This is a genomic window from Acetobacter sp. KSO5, from assembly GCF_044094635.1.
Classification (GTDB): Bacteria; Pseudomonadota; Alphaproteobacteria; order Acetobacterales; family Acetobacteraceae; genus Acetobacter; species Acetobacter cerevisiae.
The window spans coordinates 2,394,936-2,417,519 of sequence record NZ_CP172014.1 but is presented as its reverse complement, the minus strand read 5'-3'; the positions used below and the strand labels follow the sequence as shown (position 1 = coordinate 2,417,519).

Sequence of the window (22,584 nt, the reverse complement as noted above, 5' to 3'; positions counted from 1 at the left end):
ATCAGGCAGCTACAATATCAATCAACGGCATTCAATCCGTTTATATTCATATTGCCATTGTCTTGTGATGATTGTAAAATTTATTAAACAAGTATGCCATTGCATACCAAAAATAGGGAAATATGAATATGACAAAGGGAAAAATTTCAGCAACGATAGTAAGGTCTGGAGTTGATATAAAAAAAACTCTTCAAAATTATTTAAAATATATAGATTACACAGAAGTTGATTATAGTGATGATATAGCATGCTACCCTAAATCTGATATTTTGATTTGTTCACTTGAATTAACGCATTCCGCTACTGTTTCTGAAGCGGAAGAGCGGATAAAAAAATACTTACTTAAATATAGGTCCGTTGTATTCTGCGAGCCGAGTTCTTTATCTTTCGATAAACTCTGGGATTTAGGGTATAAAAGTACACATGAGGTTTTTTCCGAAAATAAGATGTTCGGAGAAATAACATTTGATGTTATTTGTGGTATTGGTCTTAGGAATCATGTAACATCAGTATCTGAATATGGATGCAACCCAATATATAATGTAAGATCGACTCAACTGATTGCAACAGATAATAATATAGGTATAGATTACCACAATATCTCTAGTCGTGAAAATCTAGTGTTTTCATTTCCTGTTTTTGACATGGAGTTTTTTGTTTTATCTCAGTTTAACTCCCCTAAGGTTGATTTTTCATCAGATTTAGATCTTGTGCAGTATAGATTGCTACAGCCAAATGCTAGTGCAGGAAATATGTTGTTGCAAGATTTTCGAGATGCTAAAGAAATAGGTCAAATCATCTATGAAACGACAGATTACGACATAGAGGAGTTAAAAAAATCTATCAAGAAACCTATAGTATTAGATAACTATCTCATCAAAACAAATGATATGAATGAAAAATTAAAAGAATGGAATAATTTAATATCATTTGCATATGAAAAAGTTTCAATCGTAAAATTGCATAATTGCATAATTACAGGATGTGGGTTTTTATATTCAGACAACAAGCCTATCGCTAGATCGGATTACCTCCTACCTTTTTTGACGAGTTCTATCTATCAGCCTATATGGAGAGGGTTGGAGCGTCTGCATCCCCTGCGGTCTTTAGGCGGACCCACTATTATTGCATTTAATCATTTGTATATTAATTACTATCACTTTTTATCTGAATGTCTACAAGCGGCTTATTTGCTTTATAAAAAAATAAGACAGATAAATAGTGGTATTATTAATATCGTAACATGTAAATTGAAAGGATTTTCTAGGGAATATTTTGATATCCTGTTTTCTGATGATCCCAATGTGAATATTGTTGAGTTGGCTGAGTCAGAATATATATCTGCAGATGAAGTTTATTATAGCCCTGAGCTATTAGGTTTTACGACGCACCAGCCTTGTCTTTTAGCTGAGCGACAAAGCTTCAAAGATTTTATTATGGAAAAGGCGAATATAGAAACATCACGAGTTCCCAGTGAAATGATCTACATATCAAGGAAAGATACTAAAGCTAGAAAAATTCAAAATGAAAATGCGCTAATAGAATCACTCGAAAATTTAGGGGTAAAAACAATTGAACTAACGGGTAAATCTGTAAAAGAACAAATACAGATATTTTCTGATGCTGCTCTTGTAATTGGGGGGCATGGTGCCGGAATTTCTAATTCATTATTCATGAATAAATCGTCTATTATGCTTGAGTTAATACAGGCAAGCTATCAGAATGTAGCACCAATGCGTTTGGCTCAGAGTTCTGGTGCTCAATATTGTTCGATGCTCTTCTTCAAGAACGGAGAAGGTGATGGCTGGTACGTAGACATAGAACGTGTTTGTAGCTTTGTAATGCAATATAAACAAAATTTGGTAAGGCTTGAGACCTATTAATTTCTGGAGTGCGCCGTTGTCATTCACAGGCTTACCGAGGGAGGCAAGCTGTGAGTGACGTCTTTCTGCTTTCTGAGAGGAGTCTTTTGTGTAATCTGTAATGGCCGTTAGTAGCCATACGCCTTAAAATATATGGCTGCATAAGACTTTGATGCAGCGGCTTAATCGGATGGCGTCGCATGAGTGTTTTTGGCTAGAGCATAATCCGATCAGTCTGGTTCATATCCAGCGGCGGTGAAGCACGCGGCGGCCGGGCGATGAGAGATATCGTCAATTGCTCCACAGACGGTATTTTGAAGAGCGTCGAGGGTTTGGACGTGTCCCGGTTTAGTTCCGGACCTTTAAGACCGAAGATGGTCATGAAGGAGATTTGGAATGGGACGAGTTTACAAGGCCGAGTTCAAACACGAGGCGGTGCGTTTGGCGCTGAGTAGCGGTCTGTCGCGTGAGCGTATTGCTCAGGATCTGGGGATTGGGTCTTCGACGTTGAAGAAATGGATCCGTGATGCGCAGCAGCACGACACTGTGGTTTCTGACGCAACGGATCATACAGCGTTATTGCGTGAGAATGAGAGATTGCGACGTGAGAACTTTCTGCTGCGGGAGGAGAGGGAACTGTTAAAAAAGGCAACACAGTTCTTCGCGAGCCAAAGGTCGTGAGGTTTGCCTTTATCGCTCGATATCATGGGCCGCTTTCACGCGACCGGGTCTGCCGCCTGTTTGGCGTCAGCGACCGGGGTTTAAGAGCCTGGCGATGCCGCCCGGTCTGTGCCCGCAGAAGACAGGATGATATCCTGATGGTGCATATCCGTACCATTCACGCGCAGAGCAGGCGAAGCTACGGACGTCCCCGCATGACAGAGAAACTCAGGGCTGCCGGTCTGTCTGTAGGGCATCGTCGCGTTGGACGTCTGATGCGCGAGCATGACATTCGTGTTGTCAGGACACGACGCTTCAAGGTGACCACGAACAGTTCGCACAGGCACAATATTGAACCAAACCTTCTGGGACAGAATTTTTCAGCACCAGCGCTTAACCAGAAATGGACAGCGGACATAACATATATCTGGACATGTGAAGGCTGGGTTTACCTGGCTGTGGTGCCGGACCTCTTCTCACGCAGAGTCATCGGCTGGAACCTTGAGGTCCGCATGACCGCAGATCTTGCCACGACAGCATTACAGCGCGCTATTGCCTTGCGTCAGCCACCACCAGGCTGCGTCCATCATGCGGATCGTGGCAGTCAGTATTGTTCAGAGGCTTACCGGCGGCTCCTCTCTGCTCATGGCTTTATCGTGTCTATGAGCAGAAAAGGAAACTGCTGGGACAATGCTGTCACGGAAAGCTTCTTCAAGACCCTGAAAGCTGAACTCCTGTGGCGGCAGGCATGGAGGACGCGCCAGAACGTCGAACAGGCTATCACATGCTACATCAATGATTTCTATAATCCGCAGAGGCTGCATTCCGCACTCCAATGGAAAAGCCCTCTGGATTACGAGCGCAATGCCGCTTAACAGATAACCCATGGTCCGGAACTAAACCGGGACACGTCCAAAAAATTTTTGACGAGCGATTATTCCGAGATGGAAGAAAATCCGTCATGGGATTTTCTTCTTCATAGCCAGTGATGAACGTGGTAGGAGATTTGTTCGTAATCGTGAGTTTGTTAAGTTTTCGAGTTGAAATGTGATTGTGTGTGGGAGGTGTTATTGTCTGGGAAGCAAAAAAAAGTTTTAGTAACAGGCGGCGGGGGGTTTGTTGGGTCGCATTTATGTAAAGCTCTTCTGGAAAAAGGACAGAGAGTTATATGTATGGACAATTATTATACAGGAAGTGAAAAAAACATTTCTCATCTGTTGAGTGATGAAAATTTCAAAGTTATCAATCATAATATTATTGATTCTTTTGATTTGGATGTTGATGAAATCTACAATCTCGCCTGTCCTGCCTCTCCTCCACATTACCAGAAAGATCCTATTTACACCCTGAAAACAAGTGTATGGGGTATGTTGAATGTTTTGGAAAACGCACGACGTTACGGTGCAAAAGTTTTGCAGGCTAGTACAAGTGAGGTGTATGGTGATCCAACACTTTCCCCTCAATCTGAAAGCTATCGCGGCAATGTAAATACCATGGGGCCACGTGCATGTTATGATGAAGGGAAGCGTGTGGCTGAAACTCTTTGTTATGATTATAACAAAAGCTACGACGTGGAAGTAAAAGTGGTTCGTATCTTTAATACATATGGCCCTCAAATGCACCCAGAGGATGGTCGCGTAGTATCAAATTTTATTCTTCAAGCTCTTCAGAATAAGCCTATTACCATATACGGAGATGGTAGTCAGACACGTGCGTTTTGCTATGTCTCTGATCTAGTTGACGGATTTATTCGGTTTATGGATACCGAGCGAGAAGTGACTGGCCCTTTAAATTTAGGGAATCCACGTGAAATGACTATTAAACAGCTCGCTGATGCGGTCATTGAACTTACTAATTCAGCTTCTACGGTAGATTACCTTCCTCTCCCTGTTGATGATCCTTTGCAGAGGTGTCCAGATATTTCTTTTGCTGAAAATTTACTTGGTTGGACGCCGCAAGTTATTTTGGAGGATGGCATTAAGAATACTATCGAGTATTTTTCTAATGTATCAAAATCGTAAATTAAGTTCTTTGGTAGGAGTTTAGTAAATGTCGATGCGTATTGCTGTTATTGGTGGCGGATATGTAGGATTGGTTTCTGGGGCTTGTTTTGCAGAAATTGGTCATCATGTTACGGTTGTTGAAAGTGCCAAAGAAAAACTAGATGTTCTTATAAATGGTGGTGTGCCAATTTATGAGCCAGGATTGGAAGGGTTGGTGCACTCCAATGTGAGTGCCGGGAGATTGCAATTTTGTGCTAATATTTCAGAAGGCATAAAAGATGCGAGTGTTATATTTATTGCCGTTGGAACTCCCACCCGCAAAGAAGACGGGCGCGCTAATACTGAATACGTATTTAATGCAGTTCGAGATATTGCACAGAATGTGAAACAATCAGTTGTGCTCGTTACCAAAAGTACAGTTCCGTTGGGAACAGGAGATGCGATCGGAAAAATCATTCAAGAGATTAATCCTGATGTAACAATTGACGTTGTCTCTAATCCAGAATTTTTGCGAGAAGGCTGCGCCATCGAAGATTTTATCAAACCAGATCGCGTGGTTGTGGGATTGCAAAGTCAGAATGCGCGTGAAAAAATGGAACAGTTATATGAGCCAATTACCAAAAATGGTTACCCACTACTAATTGTTAGTGTAAAAAGTGCTGAACTCATTAAATATTCGTCAAATGCCTTTCTTGCAATGAAAGTGGCTTTTATTAATGAAATAGCTAATTTATGTGAAAGTTCTGGCGCCGTTATCGATGATATTTCAAAAGGTATGGGACTTGATCATCGGATAGGAAGAAATTTTTTACAAGCAGGGCCGGGTTATGGGGGATCTTGTTTCCCTAAGGATACGTTGGCGCTTATTAATATTGCGGCAGACCATGATTGTAAAGCTACCTTGGTTGAGGCGACAGTTAAAAGCAATGATGAACGTAAAGCTCAGATGATTGATCGCGTGCTTTATGCTTGCGGAGGAAGTGTTAAAGGTAAAAAAATTGCCCTTCTAGGTTTGACTTTTAAAGAAGGGACAGATGACATGCGTGATTCTCCTAGTATTCCTCTTGCAGAATCTTTGATTAAACATGGAGCTATTGTAAAAGCATATGATCCAGAAGGTATGGACGTTGCTCGTACAATTCTACCAAGTGAAATATGTTATACTAATAACGTAAGCACTGCTCTGCATGACGCAGATGTTGCTGTGGTTGTAACAGAGTGGAAAGAGTTCTGCGGGTTAAGGCCCGAGGATTTTGCGAGCATAATGGCGCGTAAGGTAATTGTGGACTTGAGGAATATTTACGATAAGGAAGAATTTTTCGCAGCTGGTTTTTCTTATTATCCAGTGGGTTCTGTGCCCGTTGAGCAGATAGGCTGAGCTGTTATAATTCGTTTTTCGTAACTATCCTTCAAATATCGAGGGCATGTCGTCAGTTAAGCGTTAGGTACGGTCCTGTTGCTTCTGCTTGTTTTGTGATGTTTCTTTATGTTTTAAGCGAGATACGCAGATGCGACGGGATGGTTTTTGTGACAGTAAGTGTGAGCGGGACAAGAATCTGGAGAGATTGCAGAACTGTTGATTTAAGTCGTTGTTTCTGATTTTGGGCTTGACGATCAGATGTTGGTGGTTCTGGATAGTGACTTTCGCTCTGCCTATGGGCAGAGCGGTAAGCATTATGGTTTGGCTTCCTTTTTTCTGGAGCGGATTAGCGCCGCTGCGTAACACTCCAGAAAGACTGAGTTGCCCACTTAGATGCTCCCAACGCAGAGCGAAACTCTCCGTCACACAGAGACCGAAATCGTCTTTTGTGACGCCCAAAAACAGGTCTCAAGGGCTTTAATCAATGGCTCTTCGAACCCTCCATCATTTAACTCAAAGAATGTGTCCTAAGCCTAGTCACAGAAAGCGCTTGAGGGTCGTTCGTTCATCCTTTTTTCATCCGAATATAGGATAGAACCTGGAGGGTTCGAAAAACCCTCTGGTTTTGAGTGTATGCCTGTGATTCCATATTCTCCGATATTGATTGGGGGATTACATGAAGCAGTCTGGTTTCTTTGATGTTGAAGAGCGGCTTGCCCGGTTGAGCGGGCTTGGCGATCAGCTGGAGGCCTTTTCCCGGACTGTGGATTTTGAGGTGTTCCGCGCTGATCTGGAGAAGGCTCTGGCCTATTCGGATGGAAGCAAAGGCGGGCGTCCGCCCTTTGATCCGGTTCTGATGTTCAAAACCCTGATGATCCAGACGGTGAATAACCTCTCTGACGAGCGGACGGAATATCTGATCAACGACCGCCTGTCTTTCATGCGTTTCCTTGGTCTGGGGCTTTCAGATTGCGTGCCTGATGCCAAAACGGTCTGGCTGTTCCGTGAGCGTCTGACACAGGCGGGTGCGGTCGATAGTCTGTTCAATCGCTTTGATGCAACCCTGCGGAGCGCTGGTTATCTCCCGATGTCAGGCCAGATCCTGGATGCAACGCTGGTGGCCGCTCCCAAGCAGCGCAATGCCAACGCGGAGAAGGCGGATATTCGGGCAGGACGGATCCCACAGGACTGGCAGGACAAGCCCTCAAAGCTGTCTCACAAGGATCGTCATGCACGCTGGACGTTGAAATTCACCAAGGCGAAGCGACAGGATGACGGGACGATCCCCGCAACGGATATTGCCATCCCGTTCTTTGGCTACAAATCCCACGTCTCCATTGATTGGAAGTTTAGGCTGATCCGTAAATGGATGGCGACCGATGCGGCGGCCAGCGATAGCGCCAGACTACGCGAGGGGCTGCTGGATAAAACCAATATGGCCTCAACAGTCTGGGCGGATACAGCTTACCGCTCAAAAGCCAATGAGGACTTCATGGAAAAGCATGGCTTTGTCTCGAAGGTTCACAGGAAAAAGCCGCATCTCAAGCCTATGCCACGACATATCCAAAGATCCAACGCCGGAAAATCCGTTATCCGGTCGCGTGTCGAGCATGTTTTTGCCGATCAGAAATCGCAGACAGGACTGTTCGTCCGAACCGTAGGCATAACGCGAGCCACCATGAGGATCGGGCTGGCCAATATCGTCTATAATATGCGCCGCTTTCTCCTCCTGGAGCGGATTAACGCCGCCGCGTAGCAATCCAGAGCATGAAACCATCACTCTGCTCAAAACGCAGAGCGAAAATCAGCTCCAGGAACTAGCAATCAACGGTTCTTCGAACCCTCCATGTCAAAAAACTAGGCTGTGTTTCATACGAATATCCCTATGGCTTAAAGCCACGGCAGAAAGAAAAAATACATAATCTTTCAAATTGTAAGAGATCTTTTAAACCGTATGAGTGATCGAATAACTGGTCTGCCTCTAAAAATATCTTTTTTTATTTTTTGCATGATGGATGAATATTTTATAATGCTTCATTTCCAGTCTCGCGTGTTCTGATCCGAATGACTTGGTTCAGTTCACTCACAAAAATCTTTCCATCGCCAATTTTGCCAGTGTGTGCAGAATCTAAAACAGCTTCAATGACTTGATCCGCCAGAGCATCGGAAACCGCAATCTCGACCTTGATCTTCGGGAGAAAGCTGATTCTGTATTCTGCGCCGCGATAAATTTCTGTTTGGCCTTTCTGGCGGCCAAAACCTTTAACTTCAGAGACTGTCAGGCCCTGAATGCCAAGCGGCGCAAGGGCTTCACGGACATCATCAAGCTTGAAGGGCTTTATAATCGCGGTCACCAGCTTCATGAAATCCACATCCTTGTCTTTTTCTCGGGCTGAAGGGCGAAGAGGGCCGCCAGCATTCCGCCTCTATATTAGGCCTTGTATGCGCAAACATGCCAGATTTTTGGCTGATTGACGAGCCTCCCTCTTTGGGCTTTCTGCTGGGATAGGATAAAAGAAGAAAGCTTTTTTGCTCGTGGCCCGTTTCCTGGCCATTTTTAGCGGGCACTCTGTATGAGGAAAAACGACCATGGCTGCCACGTCTGCATCTGCTGTTCAGAATGCTGTCACGTCTTCGCATCCGCCAGTGGAGGATGTCGATGTGTGCATTATCGGCGCAGGCCCAGTCGGGGGATCTCTGGCGTGTCGCCTGGCTGTGGAAGGCATACGGGTTGCGGTTGTTGACCGTGCCGATTTGCCTCCTATGGAACATCCGGATTTTGATGGTCGGGCTTATGCCATTGCTGCTGGTCCTAAAAAGCTCCTGGAAAAAGCCGGTATCTGGGATGTTCTGCCACTCCCTGCCGGTCCGATTGAAGATATTCTGGTAACAGATGGTCGGCCGGGTGAGCCTGCGTCTTCTCTGTTTCTGGAATTCACCCGGGAAGATGCGCATCAGCCTTTTGGCTGGATGGTCGAGGCGCGGGCCTTGCGTGTGGCTTTGAATGCCCAGCTTCATACGACGCCGAATATTACGGTGCTGGCCCCCGCAGAAGCCAAAGTGGTCAGAAAATCGGACGGTGCTGATATTCACCTGAAGGACGGTCGCTCATTCAAGGCCTCTTTGGTGGTGGCTGCCGATGGACGCAAAAGCCGTTTGCGTTCTGAGGCAGGTATTCCGCTGACGAAGCTGTCTTATGGACAAACGGCCATTGTATGCGCGATTGCACATGAGTTTCCGCATGATAACGGGGCTTTGGAACATTTCCTGCCTGCGGGGCCGTTCGCTCAGCTGCCTATGGCGGGGACTGAAGAGCATCCTTATCTTTCCGCTATTGTCTGGAGCGACAAAGATGCTCTGGCTCAGCGTTTTGCCGATCTACCCGATGATATGTTCGCCCGCGAAGTTGAGCGGCGTATGGGCAGTAACCGGCTCGGCAAAGTGACCCCTGTTGGTCGCCGTTGGGTTTATCCTCTCTCTGCTCAATATGCTCAGCGTTATACGGATACACGGTTGTTGCTGGTTGGGGATGCTGCGCACGGTATTCATCCGATTGCGGGGCAGGGATTGAATCTGGGCTTTCGGGATATTATCGCCCTCAGTGATATTTTGCTGACGGCTCATGCCAGAGGCGAAGATCTGGGGGCACCGGCTCTGTTAGCGCGCTATCAGGCGCGTTGTCGGCCCGCCAATATGCTTATGCTTGCAGCGACGGATGCGCTGGATAGGCTGTTTAGCAATGATAACCCTCTGATCCGACTAGCTCGGGACGTGGGGATTGCTGGTGTTCACCGTCTCCCCAAGCTGAGAAAAGCCTTTGTAAAGCATGCCATGGGGCTTTAAAGCGGAACGACACCCGCGAAAATCAGCTGCTTTCTGAACGAAAGGACCTGCGTATGAACAGGCCGCACGTGTCTTCTATCCTTTCCAGCCATTTTGACGAATTCAGTCTGTGTTCACCTAAGCTGGAGCTCCTATGGCAGGAAATGGTGGAGCAGGCGTGTGTCTGTCATGACCCGCTGGTAAGGGGATTGTTGGCTACCGGAATACGAAGCCACGCAGATTTTGCTTCGGCGCTGGCGGCTTTGCTGGGGCGGAAGCTGGGCGATAGGTCTGTTGCTGCGGATGCCTTGGCGGAATTGGTGAAAGAGAGTTTTGACGCACAGCCAGAAATCGTCTGTGCTGCCGCAGCTGATATGGTGGCCATTCGTGAGCGTGATCCCGCCTGCCCGGATTACGTGACGCCATTTTTGTTTTTCAAAGGTTTTCATGCGGTCCAGAGCTATCGGGTGGCGCATTGGCTCTGGCGTGCGGGGCGGCGGCATTTAGCTTTGCATTTGCAGAGTCGTGGCTCAGAGCTTTTTGGAGTGGATATTCATCCTGCGGCGCGCCTTGGGCGTCGTATTCTCTTTGATCACGGAACAGGCATTGTGGTGGGGGAGACGTCTATCATTGAGGACGATGTCTCCATCCTGCAGGAAGTTACTTTGGGCGGGACGGGAAAGCATTCCGGGGACCGTCATCCCAAAGTGCGGCGCGGGGTGTTGATCGGTGCAGGCGCTAAGGTACTGGGAAATATTGAAGTTGGGGAAGGGGCTAAAATAGGTGCTGGTTCAATCGTTTTGGAATCGGTACCTCCCTTCACAACGGTGGTCGGCAATCCTGCACGGAAGGTGGGAACCAGGCATTCTGGCATGCCAGCGTTAAGCATGGATCAGATGCTTCCACCGATTGATTACATTATCTAAGAAAAACCCCCCGTATCTTTGAGGATACGGGGGGTTTTTATATCAGGCCTTCTTGATGTGAAGTGGAAGCATTGGCACTTCGTCACCATCCAGAATGAATTGCCTGACACCATCTTGCGGCGCAATTTCCCGGAAGCCTGCACGCAGATAAACTTCCCGGCAGGGGGTGTTATCAGGCGTTTCTTTGATAGTGGCCGTGATGTCTGTTTCGCCTGTATGGGCGGAGCGTAGGAGCCTGACCGCTTCTGCCACAACAAACTCTTCCACTTCCATTCCCAGCACACGGCAACTCATCACGTATTGCGTGATTTCGGTACCTTTCAGGTAAAGGACGCCAACAAGACCGTATTCGGTGAATTTGTCTTTGACTTTGAATGCAAGAATTTTCCCGCCAGCCTTCAGAAAATCTGCAATATTTTCAAAAGACCAGCGTTGGCCGTTGGTGTTGAACTGATTGGTCTTGTTGGTCAGTTCCAGTGCGCGACCAAATTCAGGCTGATCTGTACTGGTGATGTTGATGAACGAGACCTCGCAGTGAAGAGACGCAAGGAATTCTGACCTGTCCATGGTGGAACGGGTTTCTTCACGCTCAATCTGGCCGCGGATCATTTCTTCACGTTTGCCAGATTCTTCTGTCATGCGTGCGATCTGAGTCTCAGCAGACCACAGGAGAATACGACGTGTCAGATACGGATTACCGCCGATAACCCTGACATCCGGCAGAGCAGACGCAACAGCGGCACGTTCTACAGGATTGTCATCAACAAAAACCACGCTCTTTGGCTTTATGTTGAACTCTTTGCAGATTTCAGAAATGTTCTGAGCCTTGGGTGTCCAGTTGATTTTGACCGACGAGAAATCGTCCAGAGAAATCAGCTTGGGCTCAATGACATCATCCCATCTGTTCTTAACGTAGTCATAGTCATTTTTAGAGCAGATTGCGACAAGGATGCCGCGGGCTCGCAGATAGTGAATGGCTTCCCAGATTCCGAGCGGCCAGCCATCAGTGCGGGGCCAGGGCTGTGCTTCCGGTCGATAATGTTCGGCAATCTGACCACGCCACAGCGTATTATCCAGGTCAAACACCACTGCCTTAACCTGATCCACCTGCTTTGTGGTCCGGTAAGCTGTGACCATCTGACGAAAGATGGCATCGAGGAATTCATCTTTTTTAACAGGATAAACTGTTTCCAGCGGAGGAATGGGTTCGTTTCTGGCAATGGAGCCAAAGTCATCCCAATCCTGATAGGTCACAGCGCCGTGCGAATAGAAATAAACGAGGTCATCCAGAATATAACGCTTGCCAATTGTTGATGCCACGGCATCAACATTCAGAAGATAAGCATTTTTATAGCCTGCGACTTTTTCGTTCAGATAGTCATTCAATCGCTGAACAATTGTCGACAGATCATTATTGCTGCCGCGTTCATACATGCTGGACGCTGTGCTCATCTGCGGCACAATGAAATTGGAGACGAATGTCAGCAGGCCATGTCGCTCATTGTAGATCATCGCGCTGGAAAGCATGGCATCAATAATGCTGTAAGCGTCCTGCAGGATGGTCTTGGTGAAGCCTTCCTCGTTAAAACGAAAACCCCAGATAACGCGGTCGCTCAATACGGAGCGTAGTGGGATTTGCAGATACTGAAAATCGTAGTCCGAGACAGGGGAGGGCGGGGCCTCAGGAAGAACACTGACGAAATTATAAGGGATATAATCAAATGTCGTTTCAGGGTGCCGTGCCTGAAGCTGCTCATGGTAAAGCGCGGTTAGGCAGGAGCCTACCAGTAGCACTTTCCCGATTTTTACGTTTGTGACTTCAAGGTCAGATGGGAACAGGAATTCAGCATCGGACAGACCTGCGAGCGGTGCTGAGGGCTGCGAGGTAGGCTGCGTTTCAACGGGCGCTGTGACCTGCTTTATAACAGGGGAGGCAGGAGTATCATCGGGCACGATAATAGCGTGTTGTTTGAGAATGAAGCGTGTGTCCGGATTGCCTGGGTGTTCCAGGACAATTGTAAGAAGACCCTCCGGATCTTTGAAGGCTTCGATTGAACGCCACATGATGTCACCGCCTTCATTCAGGAGCAAAAGACGGTAATTTTCTATTCGCCAGGATCGCTCATTAGGATGCGAGTATCCTTTGATTTCTCCAGACGGACTGAGGATCAGTTGGTCAGACAAAAGAGTCCCTTTGGTTGGCCCAAAAGCCCAGCGAAAATCAGTAACCGGTGGGGACACAACGGCGGATTGCCCCTGAAAGTTTTTCGTTTCAATCATTATTCAACCTACGATGTAAAAACAGACGTGATACCCAGTGAATAGGACTGTGACTTAGTGCACAGGCTGAAGCAAATTAAGAATTCTGTCTGAAATAGCCTTATAGACCGGACGGTCAAAGTGGGCCCCCCCAAACATCCCATCTTTGGCTAAATCGTCTTCTGTTTTTAGCACATCACCAATATCAATATAGTCAAAGCCATATTTCGTTGCGAGTGGACGTACCAGAGAGTTGATTTCACCAAAAAATTCCAGAAAATTCTGATCACGACCGACAGACTGGTTAAGACCAATAATAATGACGCGTTTTTGAGCGTTCAGGAGGCGATTAAACATATAACGCAGGTCACGCAGGAATATATCTTTCTGGAAGCCACCGAGGAACGTGAATTCATTTCGGAAGAAATTCCACTGGTCTTCTGAAACACCTTCCACGCCAAATTTGAGCAGTTCGTCATACGTTACGGCGGTATAATCAAACTTGTCTTTCGGGCCACCGGGCAGGTGATAGGGAAGGCCGAAATGGCCCATCGGGATGATCATCCCCGTTGTTTTGGATTGATAAAGTCCGTGGAAAGATTCTTGCGAGAAAGAAAACACATATACATCTGAAGTCTCAGCAAGAACATCTGTTTCAAAACGATTTGGGGGAATGCCCGGGAGGCGGGCAACAATTTCCCGGTTTCGCTCATCTTTCATATCTTTACAAAGAGCAACAAACCGAGGTGAGGCAATTATTTCCCAACCTTCGTATGCATAATTGAGTTCTTCGAGCGTATTGACTTTCGTACGCAGGAAATTGGACGTCATCATCATATCGCAGGCACCGCGAATGCAGACCTGCAGTCGCTTTCCGGCCGTGTTGTCTTCAGATGAGCTTTTGTCGACATCATCGACAACGGCAATCCAGTCTACAACGGGCGTTTCCAGTTTTGAGCCAACTTTGCCCTGAATGGGAACGTGACGCTCACCAAGCTTGCGCCACACAAACTGCTCCACTCCCATATTCATGGTTCGGCACGAAAATAGGAAATGGTGGAATTTATTTTTCCGGGAGAGGTAAAAGCCACAAATGCCGTAATTTCCGTAAGCATCAGCAACTTTTACGTAGCCAACATCTGTATCAAAGTCAGCTTCAAGTTCTTCCTGAAAACGGAGGCGCGCTTCTTCGATGTCTTCAGGCCACCGGTTTTTTGTGAAATTGAGCTGATTGGTCCGATTAACCAGATCATGAATGCGTGGGAACTCTGCTTCGACATCAGCATGGAAGCTGACACGAATATCGCTTTTCCGCAGGAAGGCTTCGTTGTCATCCCCGCTGGCAGAGATGTCGTTCTGCTTTGTTTCAAGCACCTGATAGCGTTTGAGGCGGCTTAGGTCGGGGTCAGGTTTACCGACTAGTCTGGAGTCATCAAGGAGCGTTTCAATGATGTCGGGCTCAGCCACATTCAGTTTAGGGACAAAATGCTTGGCTTCATTAAGGTTTGTAACATTATCATCAATAAAAAGGACGGTTTCAGGACGGAGTTGAATTTTTTCAATAATATCCTGAATAAGGGGACCTTTAGGAGCCCAGGCAATGCGTGGGAAGACAAAATCATCCCAAATTCCGAGCTGTTCCAGACGTTCTTTTGTGTCTTCAAACGTATTGCGGGAGCAGATGGCATTCACAATGCCTCGGCTATTAAGGGTCTTAACGATATCGATAGTTTTCTGAACTGGCGTAATTTCCCCCTCTGACAAAGTGCCCTGCCAGAATGTATCGTCCAGGTCCCAGATAACGAGACGAATACCTTCAGGTTTGTCTGCTTTTTCGGAGGGTGTTTGAGGCTCTAAGGATTCTCCTTTGGCCGCAATAACTGCGGTAATATCTGCTTTTAAAGCACTCAGGCCAAAGAAAACATTCCACAGTGGGTCTTGCTGAGGGTAGCTAATGAAAGTCAGCGTGTTTCCAGAATCAAGGGCCTGTTCAAAACGCCACATACAGCGCCCGTCCGCAGCATGAATTTCGAGAATATCGTCCTTCAGCGTCCAGGAGTGTTCGTTTGCATGCTCGTATCCCTTAATCAGGCCATTAGAGCCAAACCGCAAAGATGTTGTCAGGGGAGAGAGATTAAGAGGACCCCATGTCCATTCCACATCTTCTAAAAACGTTTTGGGAGAAGCGGGCGAATCTGACATTTTATTCCTCTTAGGTAATCAACCCGAGCTTAAAAAAACAAGTTGGATCTTACTCTAAATTATAAAGTAAGGCCTATCCAGCGATAAAGGTTGGAGGCAAAAAATGTTACATAAGTTCATAAGGGTTACGATGTGTCGACTTGTGTGCAAAATAATAAATAAAGGAGGTATTATTACAAAAGAAAATTACGAATGTGTTTGTTGTGTGTCGAGTGTTTTAAAATAAAAAAGGTGGATGCACTATGGAGTGCATCCACCTTTCGAGAGGCTTTAGAAGCTTCTAAGAGTAATAAAACTTTACTCTTAGAAGTCCATACCACCCATACCGCCCATGTCAGGGCCGCCAGCCGGAGCGGCTTTCTTTTCAGGGCGTTCTGCAACCATGGCTTCCGTGGTGATCAGCAGGCCAGCAACAGAAGCTGCGTCCTGCAGAGCCGTGCGGACGACCTTGGTCGGGTCGATGATACCGGCGTCAACCAGGTTTTTGTATTCGCCAGCCTGTGCGTCGAAGCCAAAGGCGTATTCTTTGGATTCCAGCACCTTGTTGGCGATAACCGCACCATCTTCACCAGCATTGTGAGCGATCTGGCGCAGGGGAGCCTGCAGAGCCTTGCGGATGATGTCGCCACCAACGCGCTGATCGTCATTGTGGTAGTGCAGGTGAGACAGGTTAGCAGAAGCGCGAGCCAGAGCCGTGCCACCACCCGGAACAATGCCTTCTTCAACGGCAGCGCGGGTTGCGTGCAGAGCGTCGTCAACGCGGTCTTTGCGTTCCTTGACTTCAATTTCCGTGGAGCCGCCAACGCGGATCACGGCAACGCCACCAGCCAGTTTGGCCAGACGTTCCTGCAGCTTTTCACGGTCGTAGTCAGAGGAGGTTTCCTCGATCTGCGCACGGATCTGCTTGCAACGGCCCTTGATTTCTTCGGACTTGCCAGCACCATCAACGATGGTCGTGTTTTCTTTGTCGATACGGACTTTTTTAGCCGTGCCGAGCATGGGTAGCGTGACGGTTTCGAGCTTGATGCCGAGGTCTTCGCTGATGACCTGGCCACCGGTCAGGATGGCGATATCTTCCAGCATGGCTTTACGACGGTCACCAAAGCCCGGAGCCTTAACAGCAGCAATTTTCAGGCCACCGCGCAGCTTGTTGACAACCAGCGTTGCCAGAGCTTCACCATCCACGTCTTCTGCAATGATCAGCAGCGGACGGCCGGACTGCACAACAGATTCAAGCAGCGGCAGGATCGGCTGAAGAGAAGACAGCTTCTTTTCATGGATCAGGATGTAGGGGTTTTCCAGATCAGCCGTCATCTTCTCCGTGTTGGTCACGAAGTAGGGGGAGATGTAGCCACGGTCGAACTGCATGCCTTCAACCACGTCCAGCTCGGTCTGGAAGTGCTTGGCTTCTTCAACCGTGATGACGCCCTCGGAGCCCACTTTCTGCATGGCTTCGGAGATCATCTGGCCGATTTCGGCTTCACCGTTAGCGGAGATCGTGCCGACCTGAGCGGTTTCCGCCGGGGTGGTGATCTTCTTGGTGTTCTTCTTCAGTTCCTCAACAACGGCCGTGACAGCTTTGTCGATGCCGCGCTTGAGGTCCATCGGGTTCATGCCAGCAGCAACAGCCTTGTGGCCTTCGCGAACGATAGCCTGAGCCAGAACGGTTGCCGTGGTCGTGCCGTCACCAGCGATATCGTTGGTTTTGGAGGCCACTTCGCGCAGCATCTGTGCGCCCATGTTTTCGAACTTGTCAGCCAGTTCGATTTCTTTGGCAACAGACACACCGTCTTTGGTGATGCGCGGTGCGCCGAAGCTCTTGTCGAGCACAACGTTGCGGCCTTTGGGGCCCAGCGTCACTTTTACAGCGTCAGCAAGGATGTCAACGCCACGCAGCATACGCTGGCGAGCGTCACCACCAAACTTTACGTCTTTGGCAGCCATATCAAATTCTCCTGTGAGAGATCAGTTTATAAGGTCGAAAAGCGGATCAGCGCGTCACACTCAGGCGGAAATCACGCCCAGAATGTCGCTTTCTTTCATGATCAGCAGCTCTTCGCCGTCGATCTTCACTTCCGTGCCGGACCATTTGCCGAACAGAACGCGGTCACCGGCCTTGACATCAAGCGCCACAACCTGCCCCTGCTCATTACGAGCGCCAGGACCTGCGGAAACGACTTCGCCTTCCATCGGCTTTTCTTTTGCCGTGTCAGGGATGATAATGCCGCCAACCGTCTTCTCTTCGCTTGCGAGACGACGAACGACTACTCGGTCGTGTAAAGGACGAAACTTCGTCATTATGGATCGCTCCACATTCTTTTTTGCTGCGGTGGCGCCCTTGTCAGGAAGCGACACCACCTGCATCTACCGCGCGTAATAAACGCCGCGTTGCGTTAGCACTCCCACCCCGGGAGTGCCAAAACAGGAGATAGGTTTGTCCTCCTCCTGAGTCAAGAAATGTGGAAAACTTTCTTCAACCTTTAATTTTCACTCACAGGGAGTCGCACCATGGGACAAATCATCACACTTAAGGCTGCGGATGGGCACGAATTTTCAGCCTATGAAGCTGGCCATGCCGACATGCCCTATGCACTGGTTGTGGTGCAGGAAATTTTTGGCGTGAACAGCCATATCCGGCATGTGTGCGACACATTTGCCGAGCATGGTTTCCACGTTATTGCCCCTGCATTGTTTGACCGTGCCGAGCCGGGTGTGGAGCTGGGCTACGAAAAAGCTGATATTCAGACTGGCCTGGCGCTACGTAGCCGTATTCCGCTGGCGGAAACGCTGCTGGATCTGGAGGCTGTCTCGGCTGCGCTGAATACCGCAAAGGTTGGCATTATCGGCTATTGCTGGGGTGGCCTGCTGGCGTGGGAAGCGGCCTCCCAGACCAACAGTTTTGCGGTTGCCGTTGGCTGGTATGGTGCTGGCATTGCAGCACGTATTAATGAGACTCCGCGCTGCCCTGTTCAGCTTCATTTTGGTGAAGCCGACACCACCATTCCACACACAGATGTGAGTACCATTCGCTCCGCTCATCCTGAGATTGAAATTTATATGTATGACGGAGCAGGGCACGGCTTTGGCTGCTCACAGCGGGCTTCGTTTGATCTGGATGCCTACGAACTGGCGCAGAAGCGCAGTGTTGCCTTTCTGGAAGCGCATCTGCGGTCTCACGCCGGACACAGAGCACCGGCAGAGGGTATTTTGATTGACAAGACCGCATCTTCGTGACCCGATAAGTACATCCTGTAACCGGTCATATGGTTGTCCGGTAGGAGATATCAGGGAAAGTTACCCGCCTATGCCGACCGGTACAGTTAAATGGTTTAATGCCACTAAAGGCTTTGGTTTCATCGCACCTGACGATGGGGGCAAGGATGTCTTCGTTCATATCACAGCTGTGCAGGCTGCTGGTCTGCGTGGTCTGAATGAGAATGAGAAAGTCTCATACGAACTCGTGACCGAGCGTGGTAAAGTTGCCGCGACTGAACTTAAGCCGATCTAAGTCGGCTTAAGACGAAGGGCCACAAAGCCCGGACGTGCGTTTTGGTCTGCCTGTTTGGTCTGCTTATTGGGGTCCAGCTGGCAGCCGGACTGCGCGATTTTACAAAAATACTCTGATTTCCCGCGCTACATCTGCCAGCCCCAGACGCCGGACTTCCGCTCCGGGGGGGAACGCTGACAGCAGGCGAGACGGTGTGCGACGATCCAGCAGCACAAAGACACCTTTATCTGACTGGCTTCTGATGAGCCGTCCAAATGCCTGCCGCAACCGCAGGCGCGCAATTCGGTCATCATATCCCGTGGTGTCACCTCCTGAGAGGTGAATACGGCGTTCTCTATGCAGAATGTCTGGACGCGGCCACGGCACCCGCTCAAAGACAACCAGACGCAGGGCATTGCCCGGAACGTCTACCCCGTCGCGCATGGCATCCGTGCCCAGCAGGCAGGCATGTTCCTCTGTGCGGAAAATATCCACCAGCGTTGCGTTATCCATTGCGTCGACATGCTGGGCGTAAAGTGGGAGCCCCTGATCTTCCAGCGCGGGAGCGATGCGACTATGCACGCCGCGTAACCGGGAAATGGCGGTAAACAGGCCCAGTCCGCCGCCGCCGGAGGCTTCAAACAGAGTGCGATAGGCTGCGGCCAGATCGGCAATGCTGGCGTGGTCCACATCCGTGACAATGAAGGTGCGCGTCTGCCGCGCGTAATCAAACGGACTGGTCAGACTGGCGCGAATGGCCGGAGAGGGAAAGTGATTGGCTCCGGTGCGGGCTTCCGCCGCTTCCCACGCACGCTCGGCTTCCTCGCTTTCCGGCTCATCCTGTCCATGCGGCGTGTCTGACTGATCGCGCAGCGTGGCGGATGTGATGAGCATCCCCTGCGCAGGCATAGCCATGACAGCAGCAAAAGGAATAGTCGGGTCCAGCCAGTGGCGGTGGAGACCGACATCATGTTCGCCGGGGCGCTGCTGTTGCCGCCTGTCCAGCCGGATGAAGTGAATGTGGGTTGGCGTGGTATCGGCCGGTGGTGGCTGGTCCAGAGCATCGAGCATGGAAATCCATGCATCCAGCCGCGTGATGGCGCGCCGGCGAAGACCGCGCACCATGGCTTCAATGCGGCCACGAGTCACACTATCCAGAGAGTCCGCATCATCCTGCAAGCGGGCCTGTAGACGCTCCGCAAGCGTGCGCAATGGTTCAGCAATCCGGCTGAGCGCGCGGGCCAGAGCTTGCCCGGTTTCTGGAAGGTCCGGGATAAGCGGATGCAGATCACATTCCAGAGCCCCATACTGATGTGTCTGCCGTCGGTCCTCGCTGCGTGCCAGCACTTGTTGGCGGAGGAGGCGGAGGAAGCTCTCGGTCGGGTTTTCCAGCACCGGTTCCGGAAGAATGGGCTGTGGCGGAAAAAGCGCGTCCGGATCATCAATCGGGGGGGGCTCGGGTGGTGATGTCTCGGACGACTCAGCATCCGCCAGTCTGGCGGACCAGCCGGGAGCGGGCAGGGCATGAGCCGCCATAAGGGCCGCATCCAGCGGGGCTTCCAGCTTGGGGAACCCCACGACCAGATCATCCAGTCGTCGTTTCAGACCACGGGCACGAGAGCGACGGCCTTCCGCCCCTAGCAGCCAGCGGCGGAGTTCGGCGGCTTCCAGGCCTGAGAGTTCGGCAGAAAACGCGCCATCGGCTGCGTCGGCCAGATGATGGCCTTCGTCAAAGATATAACGGGAGGGGGTGGCGTCTTCTTCCGTTTCTTCGGAATTGTCGCCCATAGCGGCCTGTGCATACGCTGCCTGCGACATGACCAGGGCATGGTTGGCAATGACCAGATCTGCCTCCCGCGCCCGGCGGATGGTGTGTTCCACAAAACAACGCTGATAATGCGGGCAGGCCCCGTGAATACATTCACCACGCCGGTCCGCAACGCCAAACACGCTTCCCTGACCATACAGATCGCCAAACCAGCCGGGCAGATCGCCTCCCAGCAGGTCCCCATCTGCGGTGGCGCGGGTCCAGCGGGCCAGCATGGCAAGGGCGATGGTCACACCTGCCGGGCGGGAGGCGGCACTATTGACGGCCTCTTCCATGTTCAGCAGGCAGAGATAATTTTCCCGGCCTTTACGCAGTACAATATGGTGGCGTCGTGTCGCGTCGTCGGGAAAAAGCCGATGCGTTTCCTGTTCAATCTGGCGTTGCAGATGGCGCGTGTAGGTGCTGATCCACACGCTGCCGCCATTGCGTTGCGCCCAGACGCTGGCTGGGGCGATATAGCCAAGGGTTTTGCCTGTGCCCGTTCCGGCTTCCGCCAGCACCACCGCAGGATTGCCGCGATGCGTGCGGGGTTCAAACGCTGCTGTGGAAACGCTGGCAAAATCAGCCTGACCAGCCCGGCTTTCCGAGCCTTCGCCCAGCAGGGTTCGCAGCCGTGTGCGAGCTTCTGCCGGTGTGATGGGATGCGAGGCTGGTGGTGGGCGAGGGGCGACATCTTCCCATTTGGGCAGAACGCGCCAAACGCGCAGGGCGTCACCCGGTTGCAGAGCGTCTTCTGGCAGATTGCCCTTGCCGTCTAGCTTGTCTGGCAGGCCCAATGTTTCGGCTACGGTGCCAGCCCATGGCCATCCGGCCTGTGCCAGCCGAACGGTCAGGGCAGCCAGCATTTCTCCCAATGGCCCGGATTTCTGGCGGCCCAGTTCTGCCAGCATGATCTCTACTAGTAAGGGGAGAAGGTCCGCTTCGGCGCGGCCAATCCGGTCATCTTCTACTCCGAGTGCTAATGCCAGCCCACGTGGTGTCGGGGCAGCTGTACGAGCCGGGTAGACAAAGGTGAACAGCTCCAGCAGGTCCAGCCAGGGGGAAGGCTGGCCCGGAGGCGGCAGGTCCAGCTTGCGCGCAACGGAGGGCGCGTGAACCACCAGCGGGCAGGGCATGCTGTCCAGCCGGGCGCGGAGTTCTGATGCGGAGAGTGTAAGAAACTCGCCGTCTTCTGTCAGAAGGGAGAAGCCACGATGATGCGCCGTAACGGCGGGCGCGTCGTGCGCAGAGGGGAAGGACGCCTGCATGGAGGTTCCACCTTACGCAATCTGCGGTGTGTGGCTAGGGGGTGTTAAAAAAGGGAGCCAGTTCAGGCTGAGCAGGCTCCCTTCTGGGAATCGTCAGGAGGCGTCTTTCAGGCTGTCTGCTACAATTTCCAGCAGCTTGCTGTGCATGTAGCCATTGCCAGCCACGATCATGACGTCATCCGGCATGTCATCCAGATCCAGCCCGGCCGGATCTGTGACCTGACCACCTGCTTCACGCAGGATCAGGATACCGGCAGCGCAATCCCACGGCTTGATGCCGAATTCCCAGTAGCCTTCGTACCGGCCAGCTGCGACCCATGCGAGGTCCAGTGCGGCTGCGCCAAAACGACGGATACCGGCAACGCGCGGCATGAGGTTCCCCATGACGCGGGCAAACGGCAGGCGCTGGCGGGCAGGCACTTTTGCAAACGGGATACCGGTTGCAAAAACAGCTTCCTGCATGTCCCGACGGGCAGAGACACGGATGCGGCGTTCGTTGAGGAATGCGCCCGTGCCTTTTTCCGCCCAGAACATTTCGTTAGCAGCCGGGTTGTAGACCAGAGCGGCAGCCAGTTCGATCTTGCCGTCCGGTAGCCGGCGCTGGAGGCCAATGGAGATAGCCCAGTGCGGAATGCCGTGCAGGAAGTTGGTGGTGCCGTCCAGCGGGTCCACAATCCAGCGCCACGTCCAGTTGTCACCACCGGATTTGCCAGATTCCTCCATCAGGAAGGCATAGCCCGGGCGGGCCCGTTCCAGCTCTTCACGCAGGGTCTGTTCTGCACGCAGGTCTGCCTGAGAAACAAAGTCACCCGGCCCCTTGATGCTTACCTGAAGCTGCTCGACTTCATTGAAATCGCGCAGGAGACGCTTTGCTGCCTTCTGGGCGGCAGTTTGCATCACCATCATGACGGGGGAAAGACGCATGGCC

16 protein-coding genes are annotated in these 22,584 nt (G+C 50.5%); 9 read left to right on the top strand and 7 right to left on the bottom strand.

The window, feature by feature from the left end; all coding sequences use genetic code 11:
* The first annotated feature begins 128 nt into the window (after nt 1-128).
* The 5 genes from ACHQGU_RS10830 to ACHQGU_RS10810 all read left to right on the top strand — a co-directional run bounded on the left by ACHQGU_RS10830 (nt 129) and on the right by ACHQGU_RS10810 (nt 7,641).
* Nucleotides 129-1,883 carry a DUF563 domain-containing protein gene (locus ACHQGU_RS10830; RefSeq protein WP_253551251.1) on the top strand — a complete coding sequence of 585 codons (1,755 nt, stop codon included), beginning with the start codon at nt 129-131 and terminating at the stop codon, nt 1,881-1,883.
* Between the two features lie 375 nt (nt 1,884-2,258).
* Nucleotides 2,259-3,397 (top strand): IS3 family transposase gene (locus ACHQGU_RS10825; RefSeq protein WP_395495026.1). Its coding sequence is split into 2 segments (ribosomal slippage): nt 2,259-2,511 and nt 2,511-3,397, totalling 1,140 coding nucleotides; the frame shifts between segments, so codons are not numbered across the junction.
* A 195-nt stretch (nt 3,398-3,592) separates the two neighbouring features.
* Nucleotides 3,593-4,543, top strand: a complete 951-nt coding sequence (locus ACHQGU_RS10820; RefSeq protein ID WP_395495025.1) for a UDP-glucuronic acid decarboxylase family protein — start codon at nt 3,593-3,595, stop codon at nt 4,541-4,543.
* Nucleotides 4,544-4,577: 34 nt separating this feature from the next.
* Nucleotides 4,578-5,903, top strand: coding sequence for a UDP-glucose/GDP-mannose dehydrogenase family protein (locus ACHQGU_RS10815; protein WP_253551228.1), 1,326 nt, complete (start codon nt 4,578-4,580; stop codon nt 5,901-5,903).
* A 658-nt stretch (nt 5,904-6,561) separates the two neighbouring features.
* On the top strand, nt 6,562-7,641 hold the full coding sequence (locus ACHQGU_RS10810; protein WP_395495024.1) for an IS5 family transposase: 1,080 nt from the start codon (nt 6,562-6,564) through the stop codon (nt 7,639-7,641).
* A gap of 268 nt (nt 7,642-7,909) precedes the next feature.
* Here ACHQGU_RS10810 and ACHQGU_RS10805 read toward each other — a convergent pair whose 3' ends face one another.
* On the bottom strand, nt 7,910-8,248 hold the full coding sequence (locus ACHQGU_RS10805) for a P-II family nitrogen regulator (protein WP_395495023.1): 339 nt from the start codon (nt 8,246-8,248) through the stop codon (nt 7,910-7,912).
* A 226-nt stretch (nt 8,249-8,474) separates the two neighbouring features.
* Here ACHQGU_RS10805 and ACHQGU_RS10800 point away from each other — a divergent pair, with 226 nt between their 5' ends.
* Entirely contained in the window at nt 8,475-9,728 is a 1,254-nt protein-coding gene (locus tag ACHQGU_RS10800) for a UbiH/UbiF/VisC/COQ6 family ubiquinone biosynthesis hydroxylase (RefSeq protein WP_395495022.1), read from the top strand.
* A gap of 143 nt (nt 9,729-9,871) precedes the next feature.
* Nucleotides 9,872-10,633, top strand: a complete 762-nt coding sequence (cysE, locus tag ACHQGU_RS10795; protein WP_373687504.1) for a serine O-acetyltransferase — start codon at nt 9,872-9,874, stop codon at nt 10,631-10,633.
* 42 nt (nt 10,634-10,675) lie between these two features.
* Here cysE and ACHQGU_RS10790 read toward each other — a convergent pair whose 3' ends face one another.
* From ACHQGU_RS10790 to groES, 4 genes are all read right to left on the bottom strand, one after another.
* A complete protein-coding gene (locus ACHQGU_RS10790; protein ID WP_395495021.1) occupies nt 10,676-12,697 on the bottom strand; it encodes an HAD-IIIC family phosphatase in 2,022 nt (673 codons plus the stop codon).
* Nucleotides 12,698-12,967: 270 nt separating this feature from the next.
* Nucleotides 12,968-15,094, bottom strand: coding sequence for an HAD-IIIC family phosphatase (locus tag ACHQGU_RS10785; RefSeq protein ID WP_395495020.1), 2,127 nt, complete (start codon nt 15,092-15,094; stop codon nt 12,968-12,970).
* A 303-nt stretch (nt 15,095-15,397) separates the two neighbouring features.
* Nucleotides 15,398-17,038, bottom strand: coding sequence for a chaperonin GroEL (gene groL / locus ACHQGU_RS10780; protein WP_062143938.1), 1,641 nt, complete (start codon nt 17,036-17,038; stop codon nt 15,398-15,400).
* 60 nt (nt 17,039-17,098) lie between these two features.
* Nucleotides 17,099-17,392: a co-chaperone GroES gene (gene groES / locus ACHQGU_RS10775; protein WP_043550518.1), complete on the bottom strand. Its 294-nt coding sequence runs from the start codon at nt 17,390-17,392 to the stop codon at nt 17,099-17,101.
* Between the two features lie 210 nt (nt 17,393-17,602).
* Between groES and ACHQGU_RS10770 the strand changes: the two genes are divergently transcribed.
* Together ACHQGU_RS10770 and ACHQGU_RS10765 are read left to right on the top strand one after the other, a co-directional pair.
* Nucleotides 17,603-18,328 (top strand): dienelactone hydrolase family protein, encoded by a 726-nt coding sequence (locus ACHQGU_RS10770; RefSeq protein ID WP_395495019.1) that lies wholly within the window; start codon nt 17,603-17,605, stop codon nt 18,326-18,328.
* Nucleotides 18,329-18,398: 70 nt separating this feature from the next.
* Nucleotides 18,399-18,602: a cold-shock protein gene (locus ACHQGU_RS10765; protein WP_043550519.1), complete on the top strand. Its 204-nt coding sequence runs from the start codon at nt 18,399-18,401 to the stop codon at nt 18,600-18,602.
* A gap of 99 nt (nt 18,603-18,701) precedes the next feature.
* Here ACHQGU_RS10765 and ACHQGU_RS10760 read toward each other — a convergent pair whose 3' ends face one another.
* Together ACHQGU_RS10760 and ACHQGU_RS10755 are read right to left on the bottom strand one after the other, a co-directional pair.
* Entirely contained in the window at nt 18,702-21,656 is a 2,955-nt protein-coding gene (locus ACHQGU_RS10760) for an ATP-dependent DNA helicase (protein ID WP_395495018.1), read from the bottom strand.
* Between the two features lie 93 nt (nt 21,657-21,749).
* On the bottom strand, nt 21,750-22,580 hold the full coding sequence (locus tag ACHQGU_RS10755) for an inositol monophosphatase family protein (protein ID WP_043550719.1): 831 nt from the start codon (nt 22,578-22,580) through the stop codon (nt 21,750-21,752).
* Nucleotides 22,581-22,584: the final 4 nt, after the last annotated feature.